This is a genomic window from Aliiglaciecola sp. SL4, from assembly GCF_041538045.1.
Taxonomy (GTDB): domain Bacteria; phylum Pseudomonadota; class Gammaproteobacteria; order Enterobacterales; family Alteromonadaceae; genus Aliiglaciecola.
Genome location: NZ_JBGOSE010000005.1, coordinates 44,727 through 63,699, shown reverse-complemented (window position 1 = coordinate 63,699; position 18,973 = coordinate 44,727). Strand labels below are relative to the sequence as shown.

17 protein-coding genes are annotated in these 18,973 nt (G+C 42.1%); 7 read left to right on the top strand and 10 right to left on the bottom strand.

Annotation, left to right across the window (positions count from 1 at the left end; all coding sequences use genetic code 11):
* Window positions 1-22: 22 nt before the first annotated feature.
* Together AB6T38_RS08945 and AB6T38_RS08940 are read right to left on the bottom strand one after the other, a co-directional pair.
* Entirely contained in the window at window positions 23-1,207 is a 1,185-nt protein-coding gene (locus AB6T38_RS08945) for a TonB-dependent receptor (protein WP_372546991.1), read from the bottom strand.
* Window positions 1,204-1,647 (bottom strand): hypothetical protein, encoded by a 444-nt coding sequence (locus AB6T38_RS08940; RefSeq protein ID WP_372546990.1) that lies wholly within the window; start codon window positions 1,645-1,647, stop codon window positions 1,204-1,206. Before AB6T38_RS08940 ends, AB6T38_RS08945 begins: the two co-directional genes overlap by 4 nt.
* A 198-nt stretch (window positions 1,648-1,845) precedes the next feature.
* On the opposite strand from AB6T38_RS08940, the gene AB6T38_RS08935 reads away from it, so the two are divergent.
* On the top strand, window positions 1,846-3,165 hold the full coding sequence (locus AB6T38_RS08935) for a 3-deoxy-D-manno-octulosonic acid transferase (RefSeq protein WP_372546989.1): 1,320 nt from the start codon (window positions 1,846-1,848) through the stop codon (window positions 3,163-3,165).
* Here the strand turns inward: AB6T38_RS08935 and AB6T38_RS08930 are convergent.
* Window positions 3,156-4,193 carry a glycosyltransferase family 9 protein gene (locus AB6T38_RS08930; RefSeq protein WP_372546988.1) on the bottom strand — a complete coding sequence of 346 codons (1,038 nt, stop codon included), beginning with the start codon at window positions 4,191-4,193 and terminating at the stop codon, window positions 3,156-3,158. The genes AB6T38_RS08935 and AB6T38_RS08930 overlap by 10 nt on opposite strands.
* 83 nt (window positions 4,194-4,276) lie before the next feature.
* Here AB6T38_RS08930 and AB6T38_RS08925 point away from each other — a divergent pair, with 83 nt between their 5' ends.
* Window positions 4,277-4,993, top strand: a complete 717-nt coding sequence (locus AB6T38_RS08925; protein WP_372546987.1) for a 3-deoxy-D-manno-octulosonic acid kinase — start codon at window positions 4,277-4,279, stop codon at window positions 4,991-4,993.
* A gap of 16 nt (window positions 4,994-5,009) precedes the next feature.
* Here AB6T38_RS08925 and AB6T38_RS08920 read toward each other — a convergent pair whose 3' ends face one another.
* Genes AB6T38_RS08920 through AB6T38_RS08910 form a run of 3 tightly spaced genes read right to left on the bottom strand, consistent with a single transcriptional unit; the run spans window position 5,010 to window position 8,067 of the window.
* On the bottom strand, window positions 5,010-5,786 hold the full coding sequence (locus AB6T38_RS08920; protein ID WP_372546986.1) for a glycosyltransferase family 2 protein: 777 nt from the start codon (window positions 5,784-5,786) through the stop codon (window positions 5,010-5,012).
* A 2-nt stretch (window positions 5,787-5,788) separates the two neighbouring features.
* Window positions 5,789-6,571 carry a glycosyltransferase family 2 protein gene (locus AB6T38_RS08915; protein ID WP_372546985.1) on the bottom strand — a complete coding sequence of 261 codons (783 nt, stop codon included), beginning with the start codon at window positions 6,569-6,571 and terminating at the stop codon, window positions 5,789-5,791.
* Window positions 6,572-6,603: 32 nt separating this feature from the next.
* Window positions 6,604-8,067 (bottom strand): capsule assembly Wzi family protein, encoded by a 1,464-nt coding sequence (locus AB6T38_RS08910; protein WP_372546984.1) that lies wholly within the window; start codon window positions 8,065-8,067, stop codon window positions 6,604-6,606.
* A 191-nt stretch (window positions 8,068-8,258) separates the two neighbouring features.
* Between AB6T38_RS08910 and coaD the strand changes: the two genes are divergently transcribed.
* Complete coding sequence (gene coaD, locus AB6T38_RS08905) at window positions 8,259-8,750, top strand: pantetheine-phosphate adenylyltransferase (protein ID WP_372546983.1); 492 nt, start codon at window positions 8,259-8,261, stop codon at window positions 8,748-8,750.
* A gap of 1,277 nt (window positions 8,751-10,027) precedes the next feature.
* Here the strand turns inward: coaD and mutM are convergent.
* The 4 genes from mutM to rpmB form a co-directional block, all read right to left on the bottom strand.
* Window positions 10,028-10,840 carry a bifunctional DNA-formamidopyrimidine glycosylase/DNA-(apurinic or apyrimidinic site) lyase gene (gene mutM / locus AB6T38_RS08900; protein ID WP_372546982.1) on the bottom strand — a complete coding sequence of 271 codons (813 nt, stop codon included), beginning with the start codon at window positions 10,838-10,840 and terminating at the stop codon, window positions 10,028-10,030.
* Window positions 10,840-11,244, bottom strand: a complete 405-nt coding sequence (locus AB6T38_RS08895; protein WP_372546981.1) for a hypothetical protein — start codon at window positions 11,242-11,244, stop codon at window positions 10,840-10,842. Before AB6T38_RS08895 ends, mutM begins: the two co-directional genes overlap by 1 nt.
* Before the next feature lie 195 nt (window positions 11,245-11,439).
* Complete coding sequence (rpmG, locus tag AB6T38_RS08890; RefSeq protein WP_216049366.1) at window positions 11,440-11,595, bottom strand: 50S ribosomal protein L33; 156 nt, start codon at window positions 11,593-11,595, stop codon at window positions 11,440-11,442.
* An 11-nt stretch (window positions 11,596-11,606) separates the two neighbouring features.
* Window positions 11,607-11,843 (bottom strand): 50S ribosomal protein L28, encoded by a 237-nt coding sequence (gene rpmB / locus AB6T38_RS08885; RefSeq protein WP_008845260.1) that lies wholly within the window; start codon window positions 11,841-11,843, stop codon window positions 11,607-11,609.
* A gap of 1,101 nt (window positions 11,844-12,944) precedes the next feature.
* Between rpmB and AB6T38_RS08880 the strand changes: the two genes are divergently transcribed.
* The 4 genes from AB6T38_RS08880 to AB6T38_RS08865 all read left to right on the top strand — a co-directional run bounded on the left by AB6T38_RS08880 (window position 12,945) and on the right by AB6T38_RS08865 (window position 18,492).
* Complete coding sequence (locus tag AB6T38_RS08880; protein WP_372546980.1) at window positions 12,945-15,410, top strand: TonB-dependent siderophore receptor; 2,466 nt, start codon at window positions 12,945-12,947, stop codon at window positions 15,408-15,410.
* 63 nt (window positions 15,411-15,473) lie between these two features.
* Window positions 15,474-16,775: a CynX/NimT family MFS transporter gene (locus tag AB6T38_RS08875; protein WP_372546979.1), complete on the top strand. Its 1,302-nt coding sequence runs from the start codon at window positions 15,474-15,476 to the stop codon at window positions 16,773-16,775.
* Between the two features lie 21 nt (window positions 16,776-16,796).
* Window positions 16,797-17,852 (top strand): LLM class flavin-dependent oxidoreductase, encoded by a 1,056-nt coding sequence (locus tag AB6T38_RS08870; protein ID WP_372546978.1) that lies wholly within the window; start codon window positions 16,797-16,799, stop codon window positions 17,850-17,852.
* Window positions 17,845-18,492, top strand: coding sequence for a cysteine hydrolase family protein (locus AB6T38_RS08865; protein WP_372546977.1), 648 nt, complete (start codon window positions 17,845-17,847; stop codon window positions 18,490-18,492). Before AB6T38_RS08870 ends, AB6T38_RS08865 begins: the two co-directional genes overlap by 8 nt.
* The last annotated feature ends 481 nt before the right edge of the window (window positions 18,493-18,973 follow it).

Genomic DNA, 18,973 nt, shown 5'->3' with positions numbered 1-18,973 from the left:
TAGGCTAAGAAACGGTTTCATATTAGAACCAGTGGGCGAATTGTACACCCCAAATATTCCAATATTTGCGGTCATTATGCATTATATTAGGCATAAAAACAGGAGCTAGACGACCGGTACCTTTAACTCGATGAAACTCAGCTTGTAGTTGCCAATCTTCTGCAAATGTCCAACTTACCCCTAGGGTAAATTGATCTTGATAGCCAAAATATGCAGGGATTTGACCGCCTGATTGCGCTGAACGAGTTTCTCCATTGCGGTCTTTTCTATCCAAATCAAAAATGTCTAACCTAGTAGTTAATGCCAAGTCTTTATTAATTAAATAGCGCCCTTGAACATAACCACCTTCAGATTGCGTGTTATTGATAAATCCATCAAAAATAAGATTATTATATATATTTCGCTCTCTAAACAATTCAAACGCTAATAACCAGTTTTGTGTTTCATAGGTTCCTTGCAATATGATTCGTTGGACTTGAGCTTTACCATCAATAAAGAAGTCTTGGGCGCCACTGACATATTCAAATTTAGAATCCAGCAAACCTGCACTCAATATCAACACTTGATCATGCCAAACCAAATTGCCTTGGTGCACGTACTCTTGTTCTATATTCCCCATAGAAGTAGGTGCAATTAAATTTTTAGTTTGTTCTTCACTTATGGGTGAATTTCCATAACTCCAATTGAATTCCCAATCCCCCCAAGAATTACTTGTGTTGGCAACAACTGCCACGCCATCAACACCAAGAGCAACATCCCTAAAAGCGTCAAAGTAGATAGATTGCGGCAGAATGATACTAGGTCTTGTATGAGGAACATCTCGTGTGGACGAATATAACCAATGATAGTTTTTAACGCGACCTAAATGCACATTGACCTGCCAATCCAAATTAGTAATGGCTCGCCAATCAAAAAATAAATAATCGACTCGGAAACCTTCTGGATAACGGTTACCTCCGTTTAAATATACAACTTGCCCAGCCACTCTAAAGTTGGAGTTTTCAAATGTGTATGAGCCGTTTAGCCCCACTTCCGTTAGCTTTAAGGTAAGGTCGCCTTCATCATCAATGTAATTGGAATGTTCAGCTTGAATCAGACCTTGGGCAACAAATCCTCGCCAATTAAAGTTATCTGAGCTACTCGCACTAAACGAAAAAACAAAAAGGGTTAATCCCAGTAGAACTAGCAAATTTACCGATATTTTCATTTGCTATTCTCCATCACTCGTATTTTTTTAACGTTTTCAGCACTAGTTACATCTAGCAAATAGCCTATAGCACCAGGAGTCGAACTAATTTTTTTAAGCATTTCTTTCGCACTGTCTAACTCAATAGGTTTATCCCCTAACCCGGAATAAGCTAGCTTATTCCAAAGCCTTTCGATTTGATAAGGGAACATTTTAAGTACATTTTTACAAAGTGCTTGGTGAACTGGATTTTCGGTTTTTAACACAAACACAGAAATAGCTTGACCGTCAGGCCAAACTGTTTGTCTCATCGAAAATATTTTGCGCAATTGAGCGGGAGTTAGTTGTTCGGTCTTTACATCAATGTTAACAATGACACTGACTGTCCTATCCTCTGCAAAAGCTGCTGTTGCTAACATTGTCATTAAAATAAAAGTGACGTTAGCTAGTCTACTTAACAATCCTTTCACCTTTCCTCTAAAAACAGGATTTCTCCTGAGAAATTAAGATTAGTTTATGTTTTTAGAACTTGCGCATGCTTTTTTAGGTTAATATTAGTTTTAACTACTTTTTTAGTCTTTACGGCTAAACAGCAACAACAAATAGTAAAATAACGACATTTTCTCAACATATTCTACTAGAGTATAATATTTACCAGCATGACTCAATCTCTGACGCTACAATCTACTAAGCAAAAAATTAGCCGCTGGCTATACTCTTTAGCATTGTCCTGCGCTTTGCCTGTATTATTTATACTTTGGTTAATTAAATTTGGTTTAGGTAAAAAGGATTTTAATTTACATCGTTTAAATCGCTTTTCTATTTATCCTGAAAAAATAGGCCAAAGCGATATATTAATCCACTGTGTTTCCGTGGGTGAAGTAACAGTAGCGGCTCGATTAATTAATACTTTAATAATAACGAACCCGAGCTTAAGTGTAACTGTCACTACCACCACTCCAACGGGTGCGGCCAACGTAGCAAACCTGTTAGGTGAAAAAGTTCAGCACCTCTATTTACCTTATGACTTGGGTTGGATGATGAGTCGACTTTTAAATAGAGTTCGCCCTAAACAGGTATTGGTAGTGGAAGTTGAATTATGGCCGAATATGATAAGGCAGTGCGCTAAAAAACACATCCCTGTAACCTTAGTCAACGGCAGAATGACCGACCGTTCCGTTCGTGGCTATCAAAAACTATCACTTTTAATTGAGCCTATATTGCAATCCATCAAACATGTTTGCGTGCAATCACAAAGGGATTATCAAAATTATCTCAGCTTGGGCATTCCTGCAGATAAAGTAACAATGACGGGTAATATTAAATTTGAATTAGAAAATAAGGTAAGTGGTGTCGCCGAGCCCATAGTGACTGAGTTTAAGGGGGAAAATAGAAAAATCCTCATTGCAGGCAGTACCCACGATCCAGAAGAACAAATTTTACTCGACGCAGCCAAATCACTTATTAGTCAGTTTCCTGAACTATTGTTAATGATAGTTCCTCGCCATCCCCAGCGATTTGATAACGTTTATGAGCGACTAAAAGAATCAGGGTTAAATATCGCTAGAACATCACAAGCAAACACTTCCTTAGCGAGTAATACAGACCCCCATACGGATATTGTTTTAGTCGATCAAATGGGGGTATTAACGGATTTATACCACTATGCAGACTTCGCCTTCATCGGCGGAAGCATAGCAGAAAGAGGCGGACACAACCCCCTAGAAGCTGCCGTAGCCGCGATTCCTACCATGATGGGGAGCAGCACTCACAACAACCCTGTTATATGTGACGCGCTGAAAGCCAGTGGTAATCTATTTTCAGTGAATAATAGCCAAGATATAGTCAGTGCAGTTAGTCATTGGTTAGCCGACGACGAGGCACGTATTAGCGCCGGCCAGAAAGGTTATAATGTGATCGAAGAGAATAAAGGCGCGCTACAAAAAACCCTAGATTTAATTACTCTTCCTCAACCTTGAATGGACAATAACTTGTCAATTTGCGCGATTACCATGTCTACTTCAATGAGTTTCATCAAATCTTGACCTTTTGCACGAGTTCCCCAAGGTAGTTGCTGCCAAGTTTTCCCCGTTTGCTGCAAGATAACCTGGTCATATACAGACGCCACATATTGCAAACTCGAATATGGCCCCGTACGGCGAGGGTTACTATGTGCGTATAAGCCTATTACATCTGTGCCCACAGTAGTTGCCATATGGGCAGGCCCAGTATCAGGAGCGACAACCAAACTCGCATGTTTTAACACTGCAAGCATTTGTTTCAGTGAGGTTTTACCTATTAGGTTAGTCACTTTATGTTGGCAGTGAGATTCAATTTGCTGACCTAAGTTTTTATCTAAATCAGCAGGTCCACCGCACAACACAACTTGGAAACCTTTTTCTATCAGATAGTCAGCGGTAGCCCCATAACGCTCTGGTAACCAATTTCTCTCCGCCTTGCTAGCAGCCGGGCTGATCACCACATAGGAATTTAGTTCTGCGAGTAGATCTTGAGCCAAAGCTTGCTCGTCATCGCTAATTGGAATGTTCCAACTTAATTCGTTCGTTGCAGGTACATTAATGCTATCGGCAAAACCCATAAACCCTTCTAACACATGAGCATGCTGTTGTGGAGCTATGCGTTGATTAGCAAACAACCAATGTAGCTCTTTACTGCGCGCCCAATCAAAGCCGATCTTGGTTTTAGCATTAATAAGTCTCGCCGCCCAGTTTGCTCTAAAGGCGACCTGCATCAAGAACAAGGCGTCAAAGGTTTCCCCGTTTAAATCCGCTTTTAATTTAACATAGGCTTCTTTGCCCAGTTTTTTATCAAAAATGATGAAACGGACATTCGGCATACCTTTCAATAACTGGTATTCCACCTTGCCAATGATCCAAGTAATTTGGATGTCAGGAGCATGTTTAATAATACGGTCGACCATAGCTACCGCATGGCATACATCACCAATCGCGGATAGGCGCAATAGACAGAGTTTTTTGACATTCACAATAGTAGATTCGATTGCTGCTGTAATATGTTTGCAATTTCATTACAATTCATACCATTACACAAGGGCGAATCAGAATTTATATGGCAGATATGCAGCAAACTATCAAAAAAGGGGAAATAATCGGTTTTAACCCGGTGTTTTTACCCCATTGTCAGTCACAACATTTTTCGCCCACATTCTGGCAACAAAATAATAGTGTTATTGGCTCTGCCGCTGGACGAGGCACCACCCATTTTATTCAAAGCGAACAACATAAGTTGGTGCTCAGGCATTATCGCCGAGGTGGTTTGATAGGCAAGATACTTAACGACCAATATTTATATTTGGGTTTACCCTCTACCCGCGCCTTTCAAGAGTATCATTTATTAGAAAAAATGAAGGGGATGGGTTTACCCGCTCCCACACCTGTGGCCTATCGTGTTGTCAAAAAAGGGCTTTATTACCAAGGGGATTTAATTACCCTCAAAATCCCTAACGCCCAAGATATTCATCATGTTTTGCAAACGCGGTCGTTATCCGAACAAGAATGGCGTGATATTGGTAACACCATCGCCCTATTCCACCAGCAACAAATTTATCATCACGATTTGAATATTCATAACATCATGCTCGATGACGCAGGAAAAGTGTGGTTGATTGATTTTGATAAATGCGCTGAAAAAGACGGAGAGTCTTGGAAACAAAATAACCTGGATAGACTACTAAGGTCGTTAAATAAAGAATCAAATAAAATGGCTAACTACCATTTTGAGCATAAAAACTGGTCATTGTTAATCGATGGCTATAAAAACCATTAAACCCTTAGACTCTTAACTATTTATTACTTCTGTTCTTTTCGACAAAATGCAGTTCGTGTAATTTAGCTTCTTTTAAGAACCCATACATTGCCGAAATATAGGCGTGGACTAGCCCTCTGCGACCGGAAAGAAACATGCGTTCAATAAAATACGCTTTCACAAACATCAGAGGGAAAACCAAAACCAACTTCAACCAAGAAGGCTTTTTCCCTTTATTAAACTTTTCTTGGGCTTTCAAAGAAGAATACTTGTTCTGCTTTTCCATTAACACTTCAGTACTTTGGTATCCGTAATGTGTGACTAAACCCGGCAGGTTTTGTTGGACCGCAGTTTTACTTACTTTGACATTTTCATGCACTAAGCGGTCAGTTGGAAATTGCACCTTATTTTTATTGTAGAGCCTAACAATAGAGCGCTTTTTCGAATTAACTGACATGGGGAGTTGCCAAAAAATGTCCTCAAAATACAATCGATAGGCATCCGCTTTTTGCTTATCCACGGCGAACTGAATTGCAGCGACATAGTCAGAACTTAAAATCTCATCACCATCAACATTTAACACCCATTCGTTTTTACATAAAGACATGGCATAGGACTTTTGCTTAGCAAACCCTAACCAATCTTGATGATAAACAGTTGCGCCATATTGTTTAGCTATCTCAACGGTTTTATCCGTACTGCCCGAATCGACCAGAATAATTTCATCAAAGTGACTTAGGTTTTCCAGCACCTGTTTCAGATATTTTTCTTCGTTGAGGGTAATAATAAAAACACTAATGGGTGTATGAGACATTATTATTTATCTTCTTTGACTGAATCGGATTCTTGATTGATGGCCCACAATGCGGCGTATTTGTGAAACCCATATTGGCCAAGAATAATAGCCATCAAAAAGCCACGTTTGCCATCTAAAAAGCCCAATCGAAAGATATATTGCTGTAAAAAATCCACAAAGAAACGCAATACCGCAAAGCTCAATGAGGACTTTTTGTTTTTCTTAGCTTTATCCCCTGCCCCTAATACCGCATATTTCAGATGTTTTTCCTGAACATGGTAATAATCTCGCCAACTATAATGCAGTAATGGAGATTTTAATATTCGCACATTTTCAACGGGCATCTCTAAGGACTCATGAACACTGCGGTGTTTAAAATTAGCCCCCTCTTTTAGAAAGAGCTTACCTTGTGGCGAAGCATAACGGCCATGTTTAAGAGTTTTGCCAAATAGAAAGGTATGCCACGGAAATTTTATAAAAGTAGCGTCTAGATTAGGCTCACTAAGTACCGCATCAATTTCTTGTTTGAGTTCTTCAGTAATCACCTCATCGGCATCAATATTCAGCACCCAATCATGCTCACAATACGTTAGCGCTCGGTTGCGCTGAGCGCCAAACCCAGGCCAATCCGTTTGATAAACCGAATCCGTGTATTTCTTGGCAAGCTCAAGGGTTCCGTCAGTGCTGCCCGAATCGAGTACGATGAGTTGGTCAACCCAACCCGCTAGGGGTGCTAAACTTGCGTCGATTCTGTCAGCTTCATTACAAACAATCATAAAGCAGGAAATTTTTCGTCTAGTCATTGGAGACTCTCAGTCATGCTATTTTTATATAGTTACAGGCTGTATTTTATTTCAGAAAAAACCGTAAAATCATTTTCGGTCCCTTGCTGATTCACTTTACTAGCGTCAATAACCGCCCCTAGTTTAACCTGCCAATGTCCCCACACAGTTTGATAATATCCACTTAACTGGGTAATTTCTTCGGTTAGCCCTAGCAACTCTTGATCTTCACTGCCGTCATCAATTTTAATATAACGAATGGCGGCTTCAAAAACATCACCATCGGCAAAGTGTTTCAAAATTCCTAACGAGGTCATGCGTGCATCGGTTTGACGATCCTCCCCCAGCTCTCGGGTATAATAACGATAACCAGAGGAGTAGGTACCACTTTCATAATAGCAGTGGGTTACATCTACAATAGCGTCATCACAAGACACGTTTGTATCACTATTTTCTAAATAGACTTTGGCATCCCACAGATAACTTGATATACCAAAACTGCGCGCTTGATTGCTGACGTTAAACTCGCTGGACTCACCTTCATCCACATATTGACCATAAATACTTACGGGGTGATCCATCAAACGAAATGTGTATTTGCCATCGATACCTGCCAAATGACTACCGATGTGGGTTTCCATTGAGGGGTCACATTCATCGGCACCATTTGCACAACGTTTTTGAAAACTAATAACTCTGAAAAAGTCGTTCATTCGGTCTGGTTGCCCATCTCCCCCCCAGACAGCTAACCAAGATAGACCCACTTCTAGCCCTGCAATAGGACGGGCGGTGAAACGACTCGCCCATATTTTTGCATCGGGTACATCACGACTTTCTTCTAACTGCCCCACCTGAGCGGTAACATACCAAGGGCCCAAAAACGACAACCACTTAGAGTCGGATTGGTTTGTACGAGAGCGGGATAACGCCAATGTAGGTATTGGGCGCGCATTATTTGACAGTATTAAACTGTTACCGTGGGATGGCCCCCACCATTGGTCGATAGAGCCTAAACGCAGATTCCAGTCACCTAGTTGGTAAGCCAAATAGCTTTGATCTAAGTTTTGTTCACCATTAGGTTCAAAATTAACCGATAGTTTGCCGGCTAATCTTCCTACACGGGTCTCTGTATTGATATTGAGTCGTCCCTTTTCTCCTTGCTGACCATCAAAACTTGCGTATCGAGTACGATCAGTAGCGCCATATGCTGTGACTGAAGAAAAAGTATCTTTATGTTTTTGTAGTGTTAAATAATGTTTTAAGCGTTTAGCGGCTGTGGCAGCTGCAGGGTGCATAGTCGTGGTATCAAGCTGTGATAACTGCTCAGAGATGCCTTTCCACGGCATAGGGAAAGTTGTAGTCACACTATTTAAGTAGCCAAACTCGTTAAGAATTTGCACATCATAGTGAAGTTGAGGGTCGGTAGTGCCAATCCAAGGGGATGCGAAACTTTGACCAGAAAAAGCGAAAAACAACAAACAAAACTGAATGCACTTAGGCACTAAAAAACGCTCCATAATTACAGTAACCTTAACGCCAGTTAAGTACCTACAAAACACAAAAATGCAAAAACACCCGTATATTCTGTTAGTTGATGAATACTCATCATAAACTCTGATGATGAGTTAGGGCTATTCACCCTTGGATTTATGCTTAGGTCTATTATAAGCTGTGTGTTTTAATTATTGAACTTCATTGAGTTGTTAATATGAACACAAAAGCCATTTATCCAGGCACATTCGATCCTATCACTAATGGCCACGCTGACCTAATTGAAAGAGCAGCTCGGATGTTCACAACGGTGACAGTGGCTATTGCTGCAAATCCAAGTAAAGAACCTCTTTTTACACTAGAAGAACGGGTTAACTTAATAAAACAGGTTACCTCCCATTTAGATAACGTAGATGTTATAGGCTTTACTGGATTGCTTGCCGATTTTGCAGATCGTTTAGATACCTCAATTTTAATTCGTGGATTGCGAGCGGTTTCAGATTTTGAATATGAATTCCAATTAGCGAATATGAATAGACGCTTAAACCCGAAACTAGAGAGTGTATTTTTAACCCCAGCCGAAGAAAATTCGTTTATCTCATCAACATTAGTCAAAGAAGTGGCTAAACATCGCGGTAAGGTGGATGGTTTTTGTCACCCTGTAGTACAAAGTGCCTTGTCAGCAAAATTCCATACCCATTCACAATAGATTGTAGGCGGGTGCTTTAGCCCGCACAAAAATAAGCAACCTTTCCATGGCCTAAAGGCCATGCTACAAGAGCTGAACCTTGCCTGTAGGCGGGTGCTTTAGCACCGCACAAAGATAAGCAACCTTTCCATGGCCTGAAGGCCATGCTACAAGAGCTGAACCATGCCTGTAGGCGGGTGCTTTAGCACCGCACAAAGATAAGCAACCTTTCCATGGCCTAAAGGCCATGCTACAAGAGCTGAACCTTGCCTGTAGGCGGATGCTTTAGCCCGTACAAAGATAAGCAACCTTTCCATGGCCTAAAGGCCATGCTACAAAAGCTGCACCTTGCCTGTAGGCGGGTGCTTTAGCCCCTCACAAAGAACAATATCTCCATGGGCTGAAGGCCATGCTACAAGAGCTGAACCTTGCCTGTAGGCGGGTGCTTTAGCCCGCACAAAGATAAGCAATCTTTCCATGGCCTAAAGGCCATGCTACAAGAGCGGTACCTTGCCTGTAGGCGGGCGCTTTAGCACCGCACAAAGATAAGCAACCTTTCCATGGCCTAAAGGCCATGCTACAAGAGCTGAGCCTTGCCTGTAGGCGGGTGCTTTAGCCCGCACAAAGATAAGCAATATTTCCATGGCCTAAAGGCCATGCTACAAAAGCTGCACCTTGCCTGTAGGCGGGTGCTTTAGCCCCTCACAAAGAACAATATCTCCATGGGCTGAAGGCCATGCTACAAGAGCTGAACCTTGCCTGTAGGCGGGTGCTTTAGCCCGCACAAAGATAAGCAATCTTTCCATGGCCTAAAGGCCATGCTACAAGAGCGGTACCTTGCCTGTAGGCGGGCGCTTTAGCACCGCACAAAGATAAGCAACCTTTCCATGGCCTAAAGGCCATGCTACAAGAGCTGAGCCTTGCCTGTAGGCGGGTGCTTTAGCCCGCACAAAGATAAGCAATATTTCCATGGCCTAAAGGCCATGCTACAAAAGCTGCACCTTGCCTGTAGGCGGGTGCTTTAGCCCCTCACAAAGAACAATATCTCCATGGGCTGAAGGCCATGCTACAAGAGCTGAACCTTGCCTGTAGGCGGGTGCTTTAGCCCGCACAAAGATAAGCAATCTTTCCATGGCCTAAAGGCCATGCTACAAGAGCGGTACCTTGCCTGTAGGCGGGCGCTTTAGCACCGCACAAAGATAAGCAACCTTTCCATGGCCTAAAGGCCATGCTACAAGAGCTGAGCCTTGCCTGTAGGCGGGTGCTTTAGCCCGCGCAAAGGTATAGTTTGGGGGGGGTTAACGCTGGCAGCTGGGGCAATAGAAGGTGTTACGTTGTCCAATCACCACCGATTTGACTGGCGTTTCACAACTCACACAGGGCTGTTTAGCTCGCCCATATACCCGTAATTCTTGGGCAAAGTATCCTGGGCTTCCGTCGGCTTGGGCAAAATCCTTTAATGTGGTTCCCCCTTGTTCGATGGCCTTGGCTAACACATCTTTAATAATAGGGGTTAAGGCTAAATAACGCTTTTTGCTTACTTTTCCCGCCTGACGACGAGGATCAATTCCAGCCAAAAATAAGGATTCATTGGCGTAAATGTTACCGACTCCAACAACAACCTTGTTGTCCATAATAAAGCTCTTTACCGGTACTTGTTTTCCCCGTGACATATCCACAAGTCGCTGGGCGTCAAAATCATCTGTTAACGGTTCAGGACCTAGATTACGAAATAATGTATGGGACTCGTCATTTTTATCTAACCATAAACAAGCACCAAATCGGCGAGCATCATTAAGGCGTAAACACATGCCATTAGTTAGCTGAATATCCACATGATCATGCTTTTGCAATGGCGTATGAATAGGAACAACACGTAACCGGCCTGACATACCCAAATGCAAAATGATGCTGCCGGCCAGCGTATCAATTAACAGGTACTTGGCACGCCGCCGAATATTTTCAACAACTAACCCATGGGTAAGATGAACTTCATCGGGTATGGGCCAGCGCAGTTGTTTATGACGCACAACAACTTCACTAATGATTTTGCCAATCATGTGCGGCGAGATACCTAGGCGGCTTACTTCAACTTCTGGTAATTCAGGCATTAATAGTTCTCTAATAACAACGTTTCTATTGGCATATCACGAATTTCGAATAGCTGTTGTTGGTATAAAACCAAGGTATGGTCACCGTCTTCGTAAAGCTGGAATACACGACCACTATTTTCACCAGCCAACCAAGCAATGGCTATTTTTGGCATTTGCTCGGGAAGGTCACTGTTTGAGGGTGTCATTTTTGCCACTTCCCAATTTTTCGCAACAGCTAACATCTGAGCTTCTGTTATCTTTTCAGATGGTCTAGCTCGCCATCCTTGCCCAATACGCTCCATGGTGACTAAGGGCATTTGCAAGGTCATCAATCTAGAGCCGCTTGGTAGCATACTGGCTTGTAGTTCACCATCATCCCCACCGGTGAGAATATTATTAGTGGAGTTGAACAAAAAAATCATTAACACCATGCTGATGATAATGACATTATTCCAAGCTTTTCGTGATAATCGCATTTTTAATTTGGACTCGGGAAGTAGGAAATATCAATAAAGCATGAATTATAGCGATTATTCAAAAGGTTATTGAATAAATAGTTGAATAACGCAAAAAACCCGGCAAATACCGGGTTTTTCGGGAGACAAAAACAAGCAGGTTTACTTGATTTTGGCTTCCTTGAACATAACGTGTTGGCGAATTTTAGGATCAAACTTTTTGATCTCCATTTTGCCAGGCATGTTACGTTTATTTTTATCAGTGGTGTAGTAGTAGCCAGTACCAGCTGAAGAAACTAATTTAATTTTATCACGCATGGTCGGGCTCCTTAAATTTTCTCGCCACGGGCACGGATATCAGTAAGAACTGAATCAATACCTTTTTTATCGATGATACGCATGCCTTTTGGCGTTAGGCGTAATTTAACGAAACGGTTTTCACTTTCAACCCAAAAACGGTGGGTTTGAAGATTTGGCAAAAAGCGACGACGGGTCGCGTTTTTCGCGTGAGAGCGGTTGTTTCCTACCGCTGGGCGCTTACCAGTTACTTGACATACTCTGGACATCGTATTTGTCTCCAAAACAACTTTTAACAATTAGCTTCGCTATATTAAAGAAAAGCAATAAATCAACACTAAACGCATAGCGGTAGTGACAAGAGGGCGCATTTTATACAGCATATACCATCCGCGATCAAGGTTTTTGTGTGAAAAAGATCTTATATTTACTCCCATACCGGCTCCATTTTTCCCTTAACTGGGTAAGATAATCACGGCTTTTACCGTTATTGGGCTTTATCTTCTCCCATCATTAAGAGATCCATGTAAATTTTAGAGAGTACCTTTATGTCGCTCCCATCAACGTTAACCGAGCAAAACCTAGAGATGTATTAGTGCTTCGGATATACATATTCATAGCCATTGTAATCATACAAACTCTAGAGGCTAAACTTTCGATGCGAATAGCGATTATTTTTTAGGGGGTTAGTGCAAAGATTTACTAAACAGCCTAACCCTAGTGAATTGGTTACTATTTGTGAAATTGATGAATTGAACACCCCCAGCTACCTCCATGCAGTGTATAATTGCCGTTAATATCGCAAAGTTACCCATGAGAGTTTCGATTATCCAGATGTGATGGTTGAATATTCTTAGAAACAAAATTACGACATATTAAAAACCCCTTCGCTCACATTTTGATACTATTGGTTAGGCGCTGAATCATCGTGATTTACTTAGGTTGTATTTTTATTTGAGCTTCCCTGCAATAGAAAGGAACGATGAATGGGTTGTTTTAGGGTTTGTTCACCCTAATTATGTAGAAGAATTGAACAGCGAGATACATTGATAAAAACACCTGTTTTTTTAATGAATTCGAAAATCTAAGCAAAGACAATACAATTTTATATTGTTAGTTGCTGTAGACTTCGGCGTAAATCAAATAAGAAATGGTAATTAGGGAATGCTTGCAACTATCCCAAAAAAGAAATTTTACCGATTTGGGTTACAACCAAATTAGTGTAGCTAAACTTACCAAGCAAAAAGAATAAAGTCTCGAGTGACATAAGTCGTCAAGTACTTAGACGGATAATTACAAAAGTAATAACACCTAGGTTGTTAGTGTAATACCCAGCAGGAAAAACGAAAATATTTAGAAGGGTTCACACTATGTTTAAATTGGATAAGCTCTTTACTTCAGTGTTGTTAACTGTGGTTGTGCTGCAAGTTGCTAGCACAGAGTTAATGGCAGAAGAGTTAAGGTCAATTAATACAAATCAGACTAGCTCTGAATCTGTCGAAGTCGTTTCAATCATCGCTCAACGAGATATTGCCGGCTTCCTTGAAAATCAACCAAGTGGATTGCTATTTGGTTTTGAAAAATCCTTGTTAGACACTCCTCGTTCAGCAACCTTTGTTAGCGATGAAACCTTAACCGCTTTTGGCGTAACCACTGTCGATGATCTTACCGCTGTTGCTCCTGGTACATTTACCGCGTCATTTTATGGTGTAGAAGGTGCCTTAAACGTAAGGGGAACCCTAGCAGAGACCTACTTTCATGGTTTTAAGCGCATAGAAAATCGCGGTACCTATCAAACTCCAATTGGTTCAACATCCAGAGTAGATATCCTTCGTGGTCCACCTACGGCCAACTTTGGCCCAGGTAAAATTGGCGGATTACTAAACCTTGAGCCAAAAACCGCCAGATTGAGCCAGGGTGGTGGTTACCTGCCTGAAACCGTCGGTGAAATGCAAGTAACATTAGGTTCATACGACAAAAAGAACCTCAGTTTTCAATTCGGGTTACCCGTTAATATTGGCAAAGCTGAAGGTGGCATTTATACCTATCTTGAAGTGGAAGATTCTGGCAGCTATTACAATGGCATAGAGCCGGAACATCAAATACTTCAAGTTACCGCAGACTTTGAGTTAGCCAATGACTGGAAATTGGTTGCTGGGGTGATGGCGTATAATGCTGAAGGTTATGTGCAAACGCCAGGATGGAATCGAGTCACCCAAGAATTAATTGACGATGGCACTTATGTTACTGGCCGCGATACCGATCTGGCCGATACCAACGGCAATGGACAAATGGAATGGGCTGAACTCTCAGCGCAAGATCCAACCTATTTTGCCAAGTTGACCTCTTATCCTGACTATTATTTATACGCAGATCCAAACGTAGCTGCATTGGACACTAATGTTGCTAGCACTCAACTGTCGCGCCATGATGTGTATACAAGTGATAGCGACTTTTCAGATACCGCTACTTTGACGGGATTCGTTGACCTGATTAAAACCTATGAGGACGAAAGCCAGTTAAAGCTCCAACTATTTGCTGATTACCTCGATAACCAACGCTTTGTAAGTTATGGTTTTCCTGCTGATTATTTAGCCAAAACAGCCGAGCTCCGCGTTTCCTATATTAGTGCTTTTGGTAACAGTAGTGATGCGCTGCAAGGTTTATATAATGTGGGGATCAGTAGTCGTTATTATGATGCTCGCCGGAAAGAGTCTTATAACGGTGGACAAATTGCTATTAACCGCAGAGACATTTCCGTTGGTGCAATGCCAAATGACACCATAGGCTCTCCATTTAATTCTGACTTCTTTTGGGATTTAGATACCCAATCAAAATGGAGTTATCACTCAGCATTTGCCATGGTAGATTTAACTGCAATGGATATTTGGAACCTGTCGCTCAGTGGTCGTTATGACTACTACGATGTGGAATCCACAGAAAACGGCGATCCAACTTATTCCTATGCAACGGAAACCTATGCTGAAGAGACTGATGGTGAATTTACCTTCAGCGCAATGTTACTACTAGATTTAGAATCGGGCTTTAGACCATACGTGAGCTACGCCGAATCTTCAGCCATCGAATTTAGCCAAGCCGGTGATGTGTCTCCCGATTTAGTTGCCAATGGTGAATGGTTGTCCGAAGGTGAATTGCTTGAAGGCGGGATAAAACTTAGGCTATTTGAAGGTGTTTTAACTGGCTCTATTTCGGGTTACAGGCAAGAGAGGACAGAGTTGAGTAACGTTGGCGGAAACACAGTTAGCCGCACCAGAAGTGAAGGTGCAGAATTAGAACTGCGTATTCTTGCCAGTGAAAAGTTGAGCTTTAGCATTACCAGTAATAAACAAAAAACCAAATACATCGATGGGTTTGCCGGTTATTACATCGTTAACCCAAGAGATATCGGTTTAAGCGATATTGATAACTATGGCATATCAGTAGCCGCGTTGACCTTTGCCAATAGCATGTATTCTGCCACTGGCAGCGATTACTACCTTGGTGAATTAGAAGACACTCGTATACCCGATGCTGTAACCAGTATTTATGCGACTTATGCCAGTGAAGCTGGCGTGTTTGATAGCATTGGCTCAACATGGGGGGTTCGTTATGTATCGGAAACCTCAGGACTGGTAGAAGACTCAGTGAAATATCCAAGCTATTGGACGCTACAGGGGTCTTTGTTCGCCCACTATGGCAATTGGTTGTTAATGTTAAATATCGATAATGTATTAGACGAAACCTACTTTACATCGCTACAGGATTTATATGGTGATGTTGCTGTATTACCTGGTAAGGGACGTGAATGGCGAGCAACGGTCAATTACGCTTTTTAAATAGAAATATCTGTACGCAGTTGAAAAATTATTTTATTCAGTCTGCATACCTTGAGGATCATTATGGGTAAGTTAAGCGCTGATAAACAGGCATGGTTTGTTTTGTGCACCTTCAGTTTAAGCTTTTTTGTTGTCACTGCCGCAACCTTCACTTCGCTAGGCGTTATTCTGCCAGCGATGGTAACTGAGTTAGGTTGGGATTGGACCACTGCAGGTCTTGGTTTCACGCTACTAGGTGTGGCCTGCGGTTTAAGTGGGTACTTACCAACTATAACGGTTAGACGCTGGGGAGTTGCTACAACCCTGATAATTGGCCTAATACTATTGGCAATCGGTTTTATTGTGTTGTACTTGACTACGGCGCCGATAACTTACTTTCTTGGATGTATTCTGACTGGTACTGGCTATACTTTTGTGGGTTCAGTACCCGGCACTTATATCATTACCCACTTTTTCAAACGACGTTCTACAGCTTTCGGTTTCTATTATACCGTAGGTGGTTTAGGGGGGGTTGTTGGGCCCATTGTGGTTTGGATGGCGACCAATTTGTTAGGTAACTGGCGTTTACACTGGTTAGTGATGCTAGCAGCTATTATAGTCTCCGTAGGGTTAATGCTGCTATCGCTATTATTCACAGATGCCAACCGCTTAAGAACGCCTCCAAAACAAGAGCTCATAGACACCGAAAAACAAAGAGTGTATGAAACCGAACAAACCTGGACTTTTAAACAAGCGATTCGTACGCCACAATATATTTTGTTAATGATTGCTTATTCCACAGTGCTATTTGTGGGAATAACCGTAAATAGCTTTTCAGTTGCACATATGACTGAGGTTGGAATTACCTTCGCCTTAGCCAGCACATTATTATCTGCAGAGGCTTTTTGTAATGCCATATCTCGTGTAGTTGGTGGCTTTATCGGTGAATTCTTTGATCCTAAAGTAATGTTGCAGATTGCACTACTATTATTAGCTGGCGGCATGTTTGCCTTAAGTTTTGGACAATCTTTAATTATTTTAGGTTTTTTCGCCTTTGCCATAGGTTTTGGTTTTGGATTGACCTTCTTATCTTGCACAGTTTTATTAGTAAGATATTTTGGTACTGGGCCTTATTTACCATTGTTTTCATTAATGAATATTGGTGCAACCGTCGCATCGGCAGCACCTATACTTAGTGGTCGTATGCGCGATATATCTGGGACTTTTGTTCCCCCCTTTGTATTAATCGGGATTCTCCCCATGTTGGTATTAGTTGGAATTGCATTTATGCGTCCCCCTAGACTAAAGGAACAAAAAGTTTCCGAACCCACCCCATCAGACCCATCTATTAATAATATGCTTGCTGCTAAAGTAGCTAGTAAGTAGTTGTTCTCAGGAGCTTTTATTATGACGACCAGCAGTAAAGAATTTGGCGTATTTTTACCCATCGCAAATGGCGGGTGGATAGTTTCAGAAAATACTCCGACATTGGACGCCTCGTATCAGCAAAACAAAACCGCGGCGGTCATTGCAGACAGTTACAAAATAGATTTCATCATGTCCATGGCAAAATGGCGTGGTTATGGCGGTAAAACCGAACATTGGGGCACTTCTTTAGAGTCGATTACTATGATGGCAGGATTGGCAGAAGCCACCAGCCACGCCAAGATTATCGCAACGGTACACACCCTAATAATGAATCCAGGGGCGGTGGCCAAAATGATGAGTACTTTAGATCAAATTTCAGGTGGTCGTGCAGGCTTAAATATTGTTTCCGGTTCGTTCCGAGATGAGCTTAATCAAATGGGCGCATGGCGGGATGATATCGACCACGACGAGCGTTATGTATATGCCCAAGAATGGAGTGATATACTCCACAAGCTCTGGCAAGAAGACCACGTAGACTATGAAGGTAAATACTTTAAGTTTGAAGATTGTGTGTCACAACCTAAACCCCAGAATAAACCCTTTACCGTTTGTGCAGGTCAATCTGAGCGCGGCTTACGCTTTTCCGTGAAAAACACCGATGCTTGTTTTGTTGGTGGGAAAGACGATGAAGAAACCTTAAAAATCACACGTATGGCTCGTAAGATTGCCGATGAACTGGATACACCAGTAAAGTGCTTCTGTATGGCCACGCTTATCATTGAAGACACGGAAGAAGAAGCCCAAGCCAAAGCAGATTATTATCGTGAAGGTAAAGATTTAGGGGCAATTGAGGGCATGATGCGCTCTTACGGCATTGACCCAGCATTAAAAGACAATGCTATGGTGATTCGAGCTCAAGGTGCATTTATGAGTCGAGAAATAGTCGGAACTGCAGAAACAGTAAAACAGCAACTTATCGACATGATTGATAACACTGAAATGGACGGCGTAATGGTCATTTTTGACGATTATGAAAAAGGCTTACATAAATTTGGAAAAGATATTTTACCCGCTGTAAGAGCCCATTATGGCTGATGCTGATTTAACTGAACTTCTGCCTGAGTGGATAGCGCCTACTCGAACCGCATTGTGCATCGTTGATGTGCAAAATGATTTCGCCAGCCCGGATGGCCTATTAGGCCAATTTGGACTGAACATGAGAGTGCTTCAACCGGCAATTGAAAACATAAAAAAATTAGTGGCTAGCGCCCGGCAATCTGCTGTTCCAGTAATCTTTGTTGGCTTAAAAACCACTGAACAAGACGATTCTCCAGCATGGCAAGAGTGGATGACCAGACAAGGTAGAGATGCCAAAGCTGAAAGCGCAATTTGTCGAGCCGGAACCTCAGGTATGGATTTTTACGGTTTAGTGCCACAAGAAGGCGATACCGTTATCTATAAAACCCGTTATAGCGCCTTTTTTAAGACCCAACTGGATGAACTGTTACAGCAAAAGCAATTAGACACATTAGTGTTTTGCGGCGTCACAACTGAATGCTGCGTGGAGTCCAGTGTGCGAGATGCCTTTCACCTTGATTATCAAGCCATTGTGGTAAGTGATGGTTGCGCTGCATACGAAACCGCACTGCACGACGCCAGCCTCCATGCCATGGCCATTAATTTCGCTTTGCTTAGTGATACTCAATCTATTCTCATGCATTGGCAGGCTAAATAACAAGCCTTATACAGGGGCTAAAGCCCCTGCTACAATACGTCCTGTAGGCTGGTATTTATGTCAGTGCAATGTCTTACCTTGGTTCAGGGGCTAAAGCCCCTGCTACAATACGTCATGTAGGCTGGTATTTATGTCAGCGCAATGTCTTACCTAGGTTCAGGGGCTAAAGCCCTTGCTACAATGCGTCCTGTAGGCTGGTATTTATGTTATTAGCTACTCGTTGAGTAACTATCAGACCTAGACTTGCCATTAGCTGTTGAACGCCATTCTCACTGACCTTGAAGTCCGCTTTACCTAACCTTTTACATGCGCCCGATAAACTAAATTGTTTCTGCTTTACTCGAAAATAGCATTGGCTCTTTATTTTCGTTACGCAGCCGCCTCGGTTCAGCTCGCCCATCTGAATTTAAACTGGCACCTGATTTTTCTGCTACAAATTTGGTTTTCTAGTTGTATAGCAATTTCCCAGTGATACTCAAAG

What these genes read in the sequence shown, in the direction of transcription:
- AB6T38_RS08945 (WP_372546991.1), bottom strand. Translation starts at nt 1,207, where the DNA reads ATGAAAATATCGGTAAATTTGCTAGTTCTACTGGGATTAACCCTTTTT.
- AB6T38_RS08935 (WP_372546989.1), top strand. Translation starts at nt 1,846, where the DNA reads ATGACTCAATCTCTGACGCTACAATCTACTAAGCAAAAAATTAGCCGC.
- AB6T38_RS08925 (WP_372546987.1), top strand. Translation starts at nt 4,277, where the DNA reads ATGGCAGATATGCAGCAAACTATCAAAAAAGGGGAAATAATCGGTTTT.
- AB6T38_RS08920 (WP_372546986.1), bottom strand. Translation starts at nt 5,786, where the DNA reads ATGTCTCATACACCCATTAGTGTTTTTATTATTACCCTCAACGAAGAA.
- AB6T38_RS08915 (WP_372546985.1), bottom strand. Translation starts at nt 6,571, where the DNA reads ATGACTAGACGAAAAATTTCCTGCTTTATGATTGTTTGTAATGAAGCT.
- AB6T38_RS08910 (WP_372546984.1), bottom strand. Translation starts at nt 8,067, where the DNA reads ATGGAGCGTTTTTTAGTGCCTAAGTGCATTCAGTTTTGTTTGTTGTTT.
- coaD (WP_372546983.1), top strand. Translation starts at nt 8,259, where the DNA reads ATGAACACAAAAGCCATTTATCCAGGCACATTCGATCCTATCACTAAT.
- mutM (WP_372546982.1), bottom strand. Translation starts at nt 10,840, where the DNA reads ATGCCTGAATTACCAGAAGTTGAAGTAAGCCGCCTAGGTATCTCGCCG.
- AB6T38_RS08895 (WP_372546981.1), bottom strand. Translation starts at nt 11,244, where the DNA reads ATGATTTTTTTGTTCAACTCCACTAATAATATTCTCACCGGTGGGGAT.
- rpmG (WP_216049366.1), bottom strand. Translation starts at nt 11,595, where the DNA reads ATGCGTGATAAAATTAAATTAGTTTCTTCAGCTGGTACTGGCTACTAC.
- rpmB (WP_008845260.1), bottom strand. Translation starts at nt 11,843, where the DNA reads ATGTCCAGAGTATGTCAAGTAACTGGTAAGCGCCCAGCGGTAGGAAAC.
- AB6T38_RS08880 (WP_372546980.1), top strand. Translation starts at nt 12,945, where the DNA reads ATGTTTAAATTGGATAAGCTCTTTACTTCAGTGTTGTTAACTGTGGTT.
- AB6T38_RS08875 (WP_372546979.1), top strand. Translation starts at nt 15,474, where the DNA reads ATGGGTAAGTTAAGCGCTGATAAACAGGCATGGTTTGTTTTGTGCACC.
- AB6T38_RS08870 (WP_372546978.1), top strand. Translation starts at nt 16,797, where the DNA reads ATGACGACCAGCAGTAAAGAATTTGGCGTATTTTTACCCATCGCAAAT.
- AB6T38_RS08865 (WP_372546977.1), top strand. Translation starts at nt 17,845, where the DNA reads ATGGCTGATGCTGATTTAACTGAACTTCTGCCTGAGTGGATAGCGCCT.